Source organism: Actinokineospora enzanensis DSM 44649 (assembly GCF_000374445.1).
In the GTDB taxonomy this organism is placed as follows: Bacteria; Actinomycetota; Actinomycetes; order Mycobacteriales; family Pseudonocardiaceae; genus Actinokineospora; species Actinokineospora enzanensis.
On the sequence record NZ_KB894427.1, the window covers coordinates 96080 to 109810 of the forward strand.

13 protein-coding genes are annotated in these 13731 nt (G+C 71.5%); 9 read left to right on the plus strand and 4 right to left on the minus strand.

The window, feature by feature from the left end; all coding sequences use genetic code 11:
* Positions 1 to 707: 707 nt before the first annotated feature.
* From C503_RS0125515 to efeB, 8 genes are all read left to right on the plus strand, one after another.
* Complete coding sequence (locus C503_RS0125515; protein WP_018685064.1) at positions 708 to 1079, plus strand: fluoride efflux transporter FluC; 372 nt, start codon at positions 708 to 710, stop codon at positions 1077 to 1079.
* Positions 1076 to 1393, plus strand: a complete 318-nt coding sequence (locus C503_RS0125520; RefSeq protein ID WP_018685065.1) for a fluoride efflux transporter FluC — start codon at positions 1076 to 1078, stop codon at positions 1391 to 1393. The genes C503_RS0125515 and C503_RS0125520 overlap by 4 nt, the downstream gene beginning before the upstream one ends.
* 11 nt (positions 1394 to 1404) lie before the next feature.
* A complete protein-coding gene (locus tag C503_RS0125525) occupies positions 1405 to 2043 on the plus strand; it encodes a hypothetical protein (RefSeq protein ID WP_018685066.1) in 639 nt (212 codons plus the stop codon).
* A 69-nt stretch (positions 2044 to 2112) separates the two neighbouring features.
* A complete protein-coding gene (locus tag C503_RS0125530) occupies positions 2113 to 4602 on the plus strand; it encodes an alpha-amylase family glycosyl hydrolase (protein WP_018685067.1) in 2490 nt (829 codons plus the stop codon).
* A gap of 103 nt (positions 4603 to 4705) precedes the next feature.
* Positions 4706 to 5023 carry an STAS domain-containing protein gene (locus tag C503_RS0125535; protein WP_018685068.1) on the plus strand — a complete coding sequence of 106 codons (318 nt, stop codon included), beginning with the start codon at positions 4706 to 4708 and terminating at the stop codon, positions 5021 to 5023.
* Positions 5024 to 5252: 229 nt separating this feature from the next.
* A complete protein-coding gene (gene efeU / locus C503_RS0125540) occupies positions 5253 to 6107 on the plus strand; it encodes an iron uptake transporter permease EfeU (protein ID WP_018685069.1) in 855 nt (284 codons plus the stop codon).
* A complete protein-coding gene (efeO, locus tag C503_RS0125545) occupies positions 6104 to 7255 on the plus strand; it encodes an iron uptake system protein EfeO (RefSeq protein WP_018685070.1) in 1152 nt (383 codons plus the stop codon). Before efeU ends, efeO begins: the two co-directional genes overlap by 4 nt.
* Positions 7252 to 8493, plus strand: coding sequence for an iron uptake transporter deferrochelatase/peroxidase subunit (gene efeB, locus C503_RS0125550; RefSeq protein ID WP_018685071.1), 1242 nt, complete (start codon positions 7252 to 7254; stop codon positions 8491 to 8493). Before efeO ends, efeB begins: the two co-directional genes overlap by 4 nt.
* Before the next feature lie 43 nt (positions 8494 to 8536).
* Here efeB and C503_RS0125555 read toward each other — a convergent pair whose 3' ends face one another.
* The 3 genes from C503_RS0125555 to C503_RS0125565 all read right to left on the minus strand — a co-directional run bounded on the left by C503_RS0125555 (position 8537) and on the right by C503_RS0125565 (position 11209).
* Positions 8537 to 9391 carry a spermidine synthase gene (locus tag C503_RS0125555; RefSeq protein ID WP_018685072.1) on the minus strand — a complete coding sequence of 285 codons (855 nt, stop codon included), beginning with the start codon at positions 9389 to 9391 and terminating at the stop codon, positions 8537 to 8539.
* Positions 9392 to 9594: 203 nt separating this feature from the next.
* Positions 9595 to 10407: a PP2C family protein-serine/threonine phosphatase gene (locus C503_RS0125560; protein ID WP_156893471.1), complete on the minus strand. Its 813-nt coding sequence runs from the start codon at positions 10405 to 10407 to the stop codon at positions 9595 to 9597.
* Between the two features lie 388 nt (positions 10408 to 10795).
* A complete protein-coding gene (locus tag C503_RS0125565) occupies positions 10796 to 11209 on the minus strand; it encodes a histone-like nucleoid-structuring protein Lsr2 (RefSeq protein ID WP_018685074.1) in 414 nt (137 codons plus the stop codon).
* Positions 11210 to 11876: 667 nt separating this feature from the next.
* Between C503_RS0125565 and pcaDC the strand changes: the two genes are divergently transcribed.
* A complete protein-coding gene (gene pcaDC / locus C503_RS49070) occupies positions 11877 to 12959 on the plus strand; it encodes a bifunctional 3-oxoadipate enol-lactonase/4-carboxymuconolactone decarboxylase PcaDC (RefSeq protein ID WP_018685075.1) in 1083 nt (360 codons plus the stop codon).
* A gap of 66 nt (positions 12960 to 13025) precedes the next feature.
* Here pcaDC and C503_RS0125575 read toward each other — a convergent pair whose 3' ends face one another.
* A complete protein-coding gene (locus C503_RS0125575) occupies positions 13026 to 13685 on the minus strand; it encodes a thiaminase II/PqqC family protein (protein WP_018685076.1) in 660 nt (219 codons plus the stop codon).
* Positions 13686 to 13731 lie beyond the last annotated feature (46 nt).

Below are 13731 nucleotides of genomic sequence, written 5' to 3' on the forward strand. Positions count from 1 at the left end.
TCCGGTTTGTCGGATCCTTCTCGGTGGACACGCTCCCGGAACGGTCGCGCGCGGCTCCGGCGGGGCGCCGCGGTCCAATCGCAACAGAGCTGTCACCGAGGCGTTGTCAACCGTGCGGGACCCGCCCGACTTCGTTCCGTAGCCAGGGAAAGCGGCTCGTCGGCGGAGAGCGCTCCGGGACCCCCGTCCGCGCCGCTCCCCCGCCTTCTCCAACGATCCGACCCCCGATGGTGTTCCGATGTGGAGAAGTAACCGCGGCCGACCCGAAGCGGTCGACGGGCGCCCGGAACGCCATTCCCGGCAGCCCGCGGCGGATTCCGGCCGATTAATGTCGGACATCAGATGTCCTCACCCGAACCGGTGGCCGCCCCCGGGCAAGATCCACCGGGGATCGGGATTGTCGACGAGCGGGCGCGGAATGGCACACAAGGGCATGGGGCGGCCGTGGGAAAGCCGCGGACCGCCATTGTTGCCGGGCAAGATCCACGATCCCGCCGCATTGTCCCGACCGCGCGGATTGGGCGCCGAATCCGCGGGCAACCGCCCCGACCCGGCCGCACCGGCGCGCGGCGGCCGGTATGCACCGTAGGTATAGCAGACCGCCCGCGGCGGGCACCACGTGGACACGGGCAACCCTGTTGCCCGATCGAACACCCCGCCCGGGTCAGGACGGGCACGGTTTCGCCTGGCAGGCCGTGTGGCACGGTATGCCGGTGCGCAACGAACCGATCCCGGCACGCACCGTCGCCGCCGTCTCGGCGGGCGGCGTGCTCGGCGCGCTGGCCAGGTACGGGATCGGCGTGGCCTGGCCCGGCCCGTGGGCCACGGTGGCGATCAACCTGGTGGGCTGCCTGGTCATGGGCTGCGTGATCGTGGCGGTGCCCGAGCGGCTGCGGCCGTTCCTGGCCACCGGCGTGCTCGGCGGGTTCACCACCTTCTCCACCTACTGCGGCGACGTACAGCACCTGTTCGCGACCGGGCGCTCGGTCGAGGGCGGCCTCTATATGGTGCTGACGCTGGTCGGCGCGCTGGCCGCCGCCGCGCTGGGGGCGGCCGTGACGCGCCGGGTGGTCGAGTGAACGTGCTGGTCGTCGCGCTGGGCGCGGCCGTGGGGGCGCCGCTGCGGTACGTCATCGGCCGCAGGCTGCGCACTCCGTGGGGCACGCTGGTGGCCAACCTGCTGGGCAGCTTCGTGCTGGGCGTGGTGATCGCGACCGCCGACCCGCAGTGGCGGCTGCTGCTGGGCACCGGCTTCTGCGGCGCCCTGACCACGTACTCCACCTTCGCCTACGAGACCACGCTGCTGTCCCGGCGGCGGGCACTGGTCAACATCGGGGTGTCCGTGGCGGGCGGGATCGCGGCATTCTGGACGGGACTGGTCCTCGCCGGATAGGGGTCGCCCGCATGAAGATCTACGCCGACCGCCCGGCGCGGCGGGGCGCGCAGCTGCTCGCCGACGCCGCGGCGGTGCTGGTGGTGGTGCTGTCGGTCTGGCTCGCCCTGCACGTCCGCGACACCGTGCTCGACCTGCGCGCGCCCGGCGACCGGCTGATCGACGCGGGCACCGCGCTGCGCGGCACGTTCGACACCGCCGCGGCCAAGGCCGAGGAGCTGCCGCTGGTGGGCGACGCGTTGGCGCGGGCGCTGCGGCCGGGCTCGGACGCGGGCACCCGGATCATGGACGCCGGGTGGCGGCAGATCGCAGCGGTGGAGAACCTGGCGTTCTGGCTGACGTTCGTGCTGGTCGCGGTGCCGGTGGTGCTGGTGCTGACCACCTGGCTGCCACTGCGGGTGCGCTACGCCCGCCAGGCCACCGGCGCGCTGCGGCTGCGTGCGCTCGGCGCGGCGGGCCACGACGTGCTGGCCCTGCGCGCGCTGGCCACCCAGCCGCTGGGCACGCTGGCGGACACCGGCCCGGTCGCGGGCGGCTGGCGGACGGGCGACCCGGCGGCCATCCGGGTGTTGGCCGACCTGGAGCTGCACCGGCTGGGGCTGCGCCGGGTGTCGAACGACGGGGACGCGGCCCCCTCCGGTCGGCCCTAGCCGCCGCGACCGCGGGCGTGGTTCGGTCGGAGGCCGACCGGTTTCGCCACACGACCGCGGGAGGTCTGGATGGGTCGGCTCGCCCTCGTACTGCTCTTGCTCGCAGGCACGCTGACCGCGTTGACGGAGCCCGCGCGGGCCGCGACGGGACCCCGGCTGGCGGTGGGCGAGGTCGTCGACATCGCGCCGGGTACCCGACCGGGTGATCACGCGCTGGACCGGCCGCCGCTGCGCGACGACCCGGGCGGGGAGCGGTTCTACTTCGTGATGCCGGACCGGTTCGCCGACGGCGACCCCGGCAACGACCGGGGCGGCTCCCCCAGCACCGATCGGCTGGTGACCGGGTTCGACCCGACCGACAAGGGCTTCTACCACGGCGGCGACCTGGCGGGGCTGCGCGCGCGGCTCGGCTACCTCAAGGGCATGGGCACCACGGCCATCTGGATGACGCCGATGTTCGCCAACAAGTGGGTGCAGGGCTCCGGCACGGACGTCTCCGCGGCCTACCACGGGTACTGGACCACCGACTTCACCCGGCTGGACCCGCACTTCGGCACCACCGACGACATGCGCGCGGTGATCGCGGACGCGCACCGGCTGGGGATGCGGGTGTTCTTCGACATCGTCGCCAACCACACCGCCGACGTGATCGACTACGCCGAACACAGCCATGAGTACCGCAACACGCGCGACTTCCCCTACCGGGACCGGGCCGGGAGCCCGGTGGACGTCAAGGAACGGGCGGGCCGGGCGGACTTCCCGGAGATCACCGCCTTCCCCTACACGCCGGTGGTGTCGGACCCGCACGCGAAGTCCCCCGCCTGGCTGAACGACCCGACGCTCTACCACAACCGGGGCGACTCGACCTTCACCGGCGAGTCGACGGAGTACGGGGACTTCTCCGGCCTGGACGACCTGATGACGGAGAATCCGCGGGTCGTGCGCGGCATGGAGGACATCTTCACCTCGTGGATCGACACCCTGGACATCGACGGCTACCGGGTGGACACGGTCAAGCACGTCAACCTGGAGTTCTGGCAGGCCCTGTCGCCGTATGTGAAGGCGTACGCGCGAACGCACGGCAAGCCCGACTTCTTCGTCTTTGGCGAGGTCTACGACGCCGACCCGACCGTCACCTCGAACTACACCACGCGCGGGCGGATGCAGGCCACACTGGACTTCCCGTTCCGGGCAGGCGCGTTGGACCTGTTGTCCGGCAAGGGGTCCACGCACCTGGCGTCGGTCCTGCTCGACGACGACCGCTACACCGACGCGGACTCCAACGCCTACTCGCTGCCGACGTTCCTGGGCAACCACGACATGGGCCGTCTCGCGTGGATGCTGCGCGACCGAGGCGTCCCGGAGCCGGAACTGTTGCGCAGGCTGGAACTGGGCAACGCGCTGATGTACCTGTGGCGGGGCAATCCCGTGGTGTACTACGGCGACGAGCAGGGCTTCGCCGGTGGCGGCGGGGACAAGCTCGCGCGGCAGGACATGTTCGCCAGCCGGACCCCGGAGTACGCGGCCGAGAAGTTCGTCGGCGCGGACCGGACCGGGGCGCAGGACAACTTCGACCCGGACCATCCGCTGTACCGACAGCTGGCGTCCCTGTCATCCTTTGTGGACCGTGATGGCGTGTGGCGCCGGGGCGCGCAAACGCTTCGCTACGCCCAGGGCGACGTCCTGGCGTTCAGCCGGGCCGACGCCCGCGAGCACCTCGTGGTCGTCAACGCGGGCACCCGACCGGCCACAGTGGACATCCCGGTGTCCTCCCGCTGTTTCCACCCCGAGTTGTCCACCGCCCCCACCGCCGACCCGACCGCCCTGGACAGCGCGGGGCCGACGGCAGGCCATGATCGAACCGTACGGGTGACCGTGCCGCCACTGTCCCTGACCGCCTACCGCGCCGACGACCGGCTTGACACGAGCGCGCCCGCCCCGACCCTGGCGCTCCCGCCCACCGGGACCGTGCTGGACAACCGGGTCGAACTGCGCGCCGACGGGGTGACCTCGGCCTTCGCCCGGGTGAGCTTCGCCGCCCGGGTCGAAGGCCGTCGGGAGTGGACCCCGCTGGGCACCGACGACGCGGCGCCGTACCGGGTGTTCGCCGACGTGGCCGGACTTCCGGGAGCGGCGGCGGGCAAACGGGTCGAGCTCCGGGCGGTCGCCGACGACGGGTCCCGGCTGGGCGCGGACGGCGCGGCGATGACGCTGGTGACCGCCCCGCCGCTGCCGCCGTCCCCGGAGTGGCTGGTCGTCCACTACAACCGCCCGGCGGGCGACTACGCGGGCTGGGGCCTGCACGTGTGGGGTGATGTGGAGTCGCCGACGTCGTGGCAGTCGCCGCTGCCGCTGGCAGGCGAGACACCATACGGACGGGTGGCGTCGATCCGGCTGCTGCCCGGCGCGCACCAGGTCGGCTTCGTCGTCCACCAGGGCGACACCAAGGACGGTGGCGACCGGCTGGTGAACCCGGTCGAGCACGCCGAGGTATGGCTCCGCCAGGGCGATGACACCGTCCACACCAGTGAACCTTCGACCACTCCCGGCGGCCGATAGCGGACGGCTCGGTCTCTTTCGTGCCACCACCCCATCGAGGTGTGGCAACCCCGGGAAACGGGTACTTCCGCTGGCGCGCACCCGAAACGAGGAGCCCCAGCAGGTGAAGACCGATCCCCACGCACTGGCCATCACACGTCTCGGCGACGGCGCGCTGGCCCTGAGCGGCGAGCTGGACTACACGACCGCCCCGGAGCTCACCGCCGCCGTCGCCGCGCTGCCGCTCGTCGACGGCGCCACCCTCACCCTCGACCTGGGCGAGCTGGCCTTCTGCGACTCCAGCGGCCTGTCCGCACTGCTCGCCGCATACAAGCGGATGGTCGGCCTGGGCGGCAGATTGTCGGTCTCCGCGCTCGACCCCAACCTTGAGCGCGTGTTCGCCATCACCGGCCTGTCCGACATGTTCGCCCCCGGACACTGACCGCGCACGTCGTTCACACCCAGGGTGACCAGGGCTGACGTGGCCGCGCGTCCGATCATGGCAGGCTACCGATTCGTTATCCGCGAGAGTGCCGACTAAATCACGAAAATTCCGGACAATACGGATGTATCGACCGGGTGAACGGCCGGTGTCGCGCACGTCGCACTGGACATCTGAAGCGAGGCTTACCTAACGTTTGCCAGGTAAGGCTGACCGAACTCGCGAGAGGGTGACCGTGGAATACGTGTTCAGCAGCGCGCTGATCGGGCTCCGGGAGGGCCTGGAGGCGACGCTGGTGGTCACCATCCTGCTCGCCTACCTGGTCAAGACCGGCCGCCGGGAGTCCCTCCGCTGGGTCTGGGCCGGGGTGGCCGCCGCGGTGGTGCTGTCCGTCGCAGTCGGCGCGCTGATCACCTACACCAGCGCGACGCTGGACTGGAAGGCGCAGGAGACCTTCGGCGGCGCGATGTCGCTGGTCGCGGTCGCGTTCGTGACCGGCATGATCTTCTGGATGCGCGGCACCGCCCGCAAGATCAGCGGCGAGCTGCGCGGCAAGCTGTCCGACGCGATCGCCATCGGCCCGCTCGCCGTGGTCGTGGTCGCCTTCCTGTCGGTCGGCCGCGAGGGCCTGGAGACCGCCGTCTTCTTCTACGCGACCACCGAGTCCGCGCACGAGAACCTCGGCCCGCTGGTCGGCTTCCTGATCGGCATCGTGCTGGCGGTGGCGCTGGGCTGGGCCATGTACCGGGGCGCGGTGAAGATCAACCTGACCCGGTTCTTCACCGTCACCGGCGTGCTGCTCGTCTTCATCGCCGCGGGCGTGCTCGGCTACGGGCTGCACGACCTGCAGGAGGGCGGCGTGCTGCCCGGCCTGGACGCGCTGGCCTTCGACCTGTCCGGCCCGATGCCCGAGGACTCCTGGTACGGCGCCCTGCTCAAGGGGATCTTCAACTACTCCGCGCAGACCACCAAGCTGCAGGGCTACGCCTGGCTCGGCTACGTGGTGGTCGTGCTCACGCTCTTCCTCTGGCCCGCGCGCAAGCCCGCGGCCAGGCCCGCCACCGTCCAAGGAGTACAGCAGTGACCGCAGTGACCGCCCGCGCGTGCCTCGCGGGACTGGCGACCCTCTCGCTGGCCGCCCTCGCCGCCTGCGGCAGCGGCGACAAGGCCGACACCGCCCAGGCCGCCGCGGGCGGACCCATCGCGGTCGAGGCCAAGGACGACAGCTGCGGCGTGGGCCGCGCCGAGGCGGACGCGGGCAAGATCACCTTCGAGGTGAGCAACAAGGGCACCCGGGTCACCGAGTTCTACCTGTACGCCGAGGGCGACCGGATCATGGGCGAGGTCGAGAACATCACCCCCGGCCTGACCCGAAAGCTGATCGTCGAGGTCCCCGACGGCGGCAAGTACCAGACCTCCTGCCGCCCCGGCATGACCGGCGACGGCATCCGCGCGGACTTCACCGTCAAGGGCAGCGCCACCCGGCAGGTCGACGCCGACACCAGGCTGGCCGAGGCCACCGCGGGCTACCAGCGCTACGTCAACGACCAGGTCGAGCCGTTGCAGACCAAGACCGGCGAGTTCGTGGCCGCGGTCAAGGCGGGCAAGGTCGACGAGGCCAAGAAGCTGTACCCGGTCGCGCGCACCTACTGGGAGCGGATCGAGCCGGTCGCGGAGAGCTTCGGCGACCTCGACCCGCGGGTCGACGCGCGCGAGGCGGACCTGGAGCCCGGCCAGGAGTTCAGCGGCTTCCACCGGCTGGAGAAGGACCTGTGGGTCACCGGCCTGCAGGCGGACAGCGGCAAGATCGCCGACCAGCTGCAGACCGACGTCACCGAGATCGTCACCCGCGCCAAGACCGTGCAGCTGACCCCGTTGCAGCTGGCCAACGGCGCCAAGGAGCTGCTCGACGAGGTGGCCACCGGCAAGATCACCGGCGAGGAGGACACCTTCTCGCACACCGACCTGTGGGACTTCCAGGCCAACGTGGAGGGCTCCCAGGCCGCCGTCGCCGCGCTGCGGCCGGTCGTCCAGGAGCGCGACGCCGCCCTGGCCAAGACCATCGACGACCGCTTCGCCGCGGTGACCCGCCTGCTGGACGAGCAGCGCACCGCCGACGGCTTCAAGCTCTACACCGACCTGTCCCAGGACCAGGTCAAGGCCTTCGCCGAGGCCGTCGACGCGCTGGGCGAGCCGATCAGCAAGGTGGCCGAGGTGGTGGCCCAGAAGTGACGATCTCCCGACGCGGTCTCATCGGCCTGGCGGGCGCGGGCATCGCGGTCGCCGGGGTGGGCACGGCCGCGGGGGTACTGGCCGCGGGCGACCAACCCGCCCCGGCCCCCCGCGCCGACACCGCCACCCCCGTCCCCTTCCGCGGCGACCACCAGGCGGGCATCATCACCCCCGCCCAGGACCGCATGCACTTCGTCGCCTTCGACGTGACCACCCGGGACCGCGCGGACCTGATCGACCTCCTGAAGGACTGGACGGCGGCCGCCGAACGCATGACCGCGGGCCACGAGGCGACCGAGGGCGGCGCGGTCGGCGGTGTCGCGGAGGCACCGCCGTCGGACACCGGGGAGGCACTGGACCTGCCCGCGTCGGCCCTGACGCTGACGATCGGCTTCGGACCGTCCCTGTTCGACGACCGCTTCGGCCTGGCCGCGCGACGGCCGGAGGCGTTGGTCGACCTGCCGCACTTCCCCGGGGATGACCTGGACCCCAAGCGAAGCGGCGGCGACATCTGCGTCCAGGCGTGCGCGAACGACCCGCAGGTGGCCGTGCACGCGATCCGGAACCTGGCGCGGATCGGGTTCGGGAAGGTGGCCGTGCGGTGGTCCCAGCTCGGGTTCGGTCGGACCTCGTCCACGTCCACCGCGCAGGCGACGCCCCGGAACCTGTTCGGGTTCAAGGACGGGACGAACAACCTGAAGGCCGAGGATCCTGCAGGCCTGCAGGATCACGTGTGGGTGGCCGACGGTCCCGAGTGGATGGTCGGGGGCAGTTACCTGGTCGCACGGCGGATCCGGATGCACATCGAGATCTGGGACCGGACCTCACTGCGGGAGCAGGAGGAGGTCGTGGGACGGGCCAAGGGAACCGGGGCGCCGTTGGGGCAGGACGCCGAGTTCGACGCGGTGGACCTGCATGTCCGGGGCGCGGGCGGGGTGCCGTTGATCCCCGAGGACTCGCACATCCGGTTGGCCTCCGCGGAGAACCTCGGCGGGGTCCGGATCCTGCGGCGGGGTTACAACTTCACGGACGGGTCGGACGGGTTCGGACATCTGGACGCCGGGTTGTTCTTCGTCTGCTTCAACAAGGACACCCGGAAGCAGTTCGTGCCCATGCAGACGGCGTTGTCGGGCAAGGATCGGATGATGGAGTACCTGGAGCACACCGGGTCTGGCCACTTCGCCTGCCCGCCCGGCCTGAGGCCCGGGGCGTACTGGGGCGAGTCCCTGTTCGCTTGACGGCCGTACCGGCTGCCGATCCCAGGCCGAGTCGGCAGCCGGATCAGAACGAGTCGGTGGGGGGTACAGGCACGTCCACTCCCTCCACATCCGTCAGCACCCGAGCAGGCCCCACCAACGCCCGCAGCTCCGCCGCCATCACGCACCGCGAAGGAAACACCGCCGCGGCAGCCCGTGCGGCCACCTCCGCCACCGGCAGCTCCACCGCCGACGCGGCCAGCACGATGTTCCCGAACCGCCGTCCCTTCAGCACCCCGGGCTCGGCCACCAACATCACCACCCCGAACACCGCCGACAACGTGGCCACCGCGCGAGCGGCGAACCGCAACCCTGGCCCATCCGAGAGGTTGGCCAGATAGACCCCGTTCCCCCGCAGGACCCGCGACAGGTCCCGAGTCGACTCCACACTGAACAACCCCCCGGACAACACCCCCTTCTCGTACGCGTCCACCACCACGAGATCCACGGACGCGTCCGCCACCGACCGGGTCAGCGCGCGCCCGTCCCCCACCTGCAACGTCATCCCCGGCACCGCGTCCACCCCGAACTGCTCCCGCACCAACGAGACCAGCAACGGGTCCGCGTCCACCACGGTCTGCGCGGACCCGCGCCGGGTCACCGCGATGTAGTGCGGCAGGGTGCAGGCACCGCCCCCGATGTGCAGGGCGTCCACGGCGGCACCGGCGGGCCACGCGCAGTCCACGACATCGGCGATCCGCCGGACGTAGTCGAACTCCAGGTGCGTCGGGTCCGCGAGATCCACATAGGACTGCGCCACCCCGTCCACACTGAGCAGCCAGCCGTCCGACCGGTCGAGGTCGCGCAGCACCTCGGCCGTGCCGAACCGGACCGGGAACCGCCCCTGCCTGGGGCGCGCCTCGCCATCACACACGGGCACAGGAGACCACGTTGGCGCGGAAAAGGCACGCGCGGGTCGCTCCACAGGCGCGCCGCCACAGGCGAGTACGGCTCGTCGACGCCCTTCCCGGTCGGACCGGTCCCGGGAGCGATCCCGCACGACGGGCCGGTGACCAGACGTGGTGGACGGGCATCGGAGTCCCGGACGGTCGGGAGTCGCCTGCGTGGACGCACGGGCAGGGCTCAGCCTGCCGCCTCTCCCGGAATGCTCGCCGCGATCACCGCGACGGTGACGTTGTCGTGGCCGCCCGCGGCCAGCGCGCTGTCGAGCAGGGTCCTGGCCGTGTCCGCCGGGGTGCCCTGGTGGTCGACGGGGGCGATCAGGCCCGCGTCGAGGTAGCGGGACAGGCCGTCGCTGCACAGGACCACCAGGCCGGGGCCGTCCGGGACGAACCGGTGCACGTGCGGGGGCGCGTCGCCCGCGTCGGCGCCGAGCCAGCGCGCCAGGGCGTGGGCGGCGGGGTCGGACAGGCGCGGGTCGTCCGGGGTGGCGCCGTCGGCGAGGAGTCCGCCCGCGGGCGTGTCGTCGACGGTGAGTCTGCGCGTGCCCGTGGGGTCCGCCCAGTACGCGGGGCTGTCGCCGACCCAGCCGACGGTGACGCCGGTGTCGTCCACCAACGCGGACACGTACGTGCAGCCCGGCGGGTCGTCCGGGTCGGGCGCGGTCACGGCGGCCGCGACCTCGGCGGCGGCGACCATGCCCGCGGTGATCGCGGCGACCGGCTCCTCCCCGCGCGCGACAGCGGCGAGCAGCGTCCGCAAACCCGCCTCGGCGGCCACGGCGGCAGCGACACCCGAGCCCGGGGAGGACGCCACACCGTCGCACACCACGGCCGCGGCGGCGGGACCGAGCGTGCCGACGGCGATCGCGTCCTCGTTGTGGTCGCGGTGCCCACCGGGGTCGGTGATCCCGGCGACGACGTCCAGGTCGAGCAGGCCTGGGGTGTCGGTGAACAGCATGCCTGCGCACTGCCCGCGGGGTTCCGTGGCGGCCATGTCAGACCATCGCCCCGGGACGGCGCTCGCCGACCCGGTCGACCAGCCGGGAACGCGCGCCGCGATCCCCGGAACGGACGGACGACACGCCGGACTCCCTCCCCGGTGCGCTTTCCCCTACCCCTGGGTGATCGTTCGATCACCAGGACGGCGTTAGCGGAACATGCCCGTCATCACTCGAACGGTGACTTTTCGGGGATCGCGACGAATTCTCGCCAGGATTCGACCGGTTCGGGTGGTGAACGCTTTTCGGAGACGCGCGAAACGCCACCGGCCCGCGCGCGCCCGCTGGATTCGCGGGGGCGGGCGGGCCGGTGGGTACGTCCGGGTGATTCGACCGCGCGCGGCCGGTCGGTGCGAGACCGACCGGAATCGGCGGCCGAATGGCTCAGCCGGAGAAGGCCGCCTTGCGGGCCTTGCTCGCGCGCCTCGGCTTCGCCGGGGCGGGCTCGGGCTCCGGCTCGGCGTGCGCGGTCTCGAACGCCTCGACCACGGCCGAGGGAATGCGACCACGCTCGGAGATGTCGTGGCCATTGCGCCGAGCCCATTCCCGGATGGCCTTGGTCTGCTCCTTGCTGCGGGCCTCCGACTGCCGGGCCGGGGCCGACCGCTTGATCCGGCCGCCGGTGCGCCGCGCAGCGGCCACGAAGTCGGCCAGGTCGGCGCGCAGCCGCTCGGCATTGGTCTCGGTCAGGTCGATCTCGTAGGTCACGCCGTCCAGGCTGAACTCGACCGACCGGATGTCTTCGCCGGTCGAACCGTCGAGGTCGTCGTAGAGCTGGACGATGGTCTTCTGAGCCATGCGGCACCTCATTGCACAACGGGTTGCGTGAATTGCTGGTTGGCGTGGAAGTTAGCAGCCCGAAGCACCACTCGCGGAGCGACCCGGCCGGTGTCCACTCCGGAAATCCCGGCCGCGGGCCGGTCGAGGCTCCGATGTGGACCCCGGTCGGGCGTCACGTCTGCCGGTCACGCCCACCGGCCACCAGTATCGGCGCACCGGCGCGAACCCGCTGTGTGTGAACCAGCTCTCGACTTGTCCGACGGTGTGGTTGTCCCACGTTGTAGTAGTCCCACGGTGTAAGTGTCCCGATGGCGCGAGGACAACACGTCGAACTGCGCGATGTCCCGGCACAGGACGGACAAACCAGCAGATCGATCGCATTCACACGCACCGGCCCCCTGGGAAACGCGCCGGAAAACCGGAGACGCGGCAGCGGAAAGGCCGCGCCGGACCGTGATCACCACTCTGTGTTCCGTATCGCGTACGTATCGCGATCGTGTCAGCCGGTCCCGGCACACCACGCGATGGGACCACCCGCCGCCCGCTCGTTCCCCACCGATCGCGGGCACGGGTCGGGGCACCGGAAGGAACCGGTCCGCGCCTGGGAAACGCATTCACGTAGCGTTCGGGGAAAGAGCGCGACCAATCGGGAGGGCCGTTGTCCGCGATACCACTCCACCACGAGGTGACCGGCCGTGCGAACGCCCCGGTGGTCGTCCTGGCCAACTCCCTGGGCACCGATCTCTCGATGTGGGACGCGCTGGTCCCGGCCCTGGTCGAGGCGGGCTACCGGGTCGTGCGGTTCGACCACCGGGGCCATGGCGGCTCGCCCGTTCCCCCCGGCCCGTACACGCTCGACGAGCTGGGCGGCGACCTGATCGCCCTGCTGGACCACCTGCGGATCCGGCGCGCGTCGATCGTGGGCGTGTCGCTGGGCGGCATGGTGGGGATGTGGATGGCCCGGTACGCACCGGACCGCGTGCAGCACCTGGTCCTGTGCTGCACGTCCGCCGACCTGCGGCCCACCGCGAACTGGAGCTCCCGGGCCGAGCTGGTGCTGGCATCGGGGGTCGAGGCGATCGCCGACCGGTCGTTGGGGCGGTGGGTCACCCCGGCATACGCGGATGTCGCTCGGCTCCGGGAGATGCTGCTGCGGGTTCCGGCGGTGGGGTACGCGGGGGCCTGCGGGGCCATCGGGTCGATGTACCTCGTGGACGAGCTGCCCTCGATCGTGGCGCCGACGCTGGTCGTCTCGGGGACCGAGGACCCGGCCACGCCCGCGGAGCACGGGCGTCGGATCGCGTCCGGGATCCCCGGGGCCCGGTTCGAGGTCGTCGCCGGGGCCGCCCACCTGGGGGTCGTGGAGCGGCCCGAGGAGTTCGCCCGGCTGATCCTGTCCGGGCTGCCGCCTGCCAGGGGGGAGGCGATGCGCCGGTCGGTGTTGGGGGACGCCCATGTGGACCGGACCCGGGTCACCGAGTTCAACCGGCCATTCCAGGAATACATCACCGAATCGGTCTGGGGCGCGTTGTGGACCCGGCCGGGATTGGACCGACGGACGCGGAGCGCGGTGACGCTCGCGTTGTTGACGGGGTTGCGGGCACACGACGAGTTGGCGTTGCACGTTCGGGCGGCGATTCGGAACGGGCTGACGCGGGAGGAGATCGGCGAGATCCTGCTGCATTCCGGTGCCTATGTCGGCGTGCCCGCCGCGAACTCGGCCTTCTCGGTGGCCCAGCGAATCTTCGACGAGGACGACACCCGATAACCACAAGCGGACGGGCCTCCGCGCGTCATGGCGGCGGCCCGTCCTGCGCTTGGAACGCGGTCCCGGTCAGACGGTGAGATCCGCCAGCGTGTTCCAGAACATCAGCTCGTATCCCTGCAGGAGCCGTCCGTACCCGATCGACGTCTTCGGCTTCCACCCGTCATCCAAGGCCTGCTGCAACGCCACCACGTACAACTCCTCCAGCTCCGGCACCGGCGCGGCGAAGAAGTCGAAGAAGGCCGTCCCCTTCTCGTCGAACCCGTAGTGCTCCCGCAGCCCGGCGGAGATCGTCGCGCAATACCCGCCCCACGCCGCGAAGTTCGCCAGGATGGCCAACAACGCGTCCCGCGGACTCCCGTTCAACGCCAACCAGGCCAGGTACGCCGGATACGCCTGGCACCCGGGCTGCGGCTGGTAGTTCAGAACGTCGTCCTCGCTCAGCCCGCAGGCCGCCGCGAAGTCCTTCAGGTTCACCAGGGAGATCCCCTCCCCCTGGGCCAGGCTGCTGAACACCTCCCGCGCCGCCGGGTCCACCGCCTGCGCGGCCAACGTGAGGAAGGTTCGCCAGTCGCTGTTGATGATGCGGTGTTGCTCGGCCGCCAAGGCACCCAGGACCGACAGTGGCGCCGCGCCCGAGGCGACCAACGGAACGAAACGGTTGTCGTGTTCGCCGGGGAGCAGTTCGCGCTGCACCTTCTCCAGCAGCTCCTTGGCCGATCGGGTCATGTCGGGGCCTCCTGGGTCGTCCGCGTCGACCCGGTCAGACTAGATC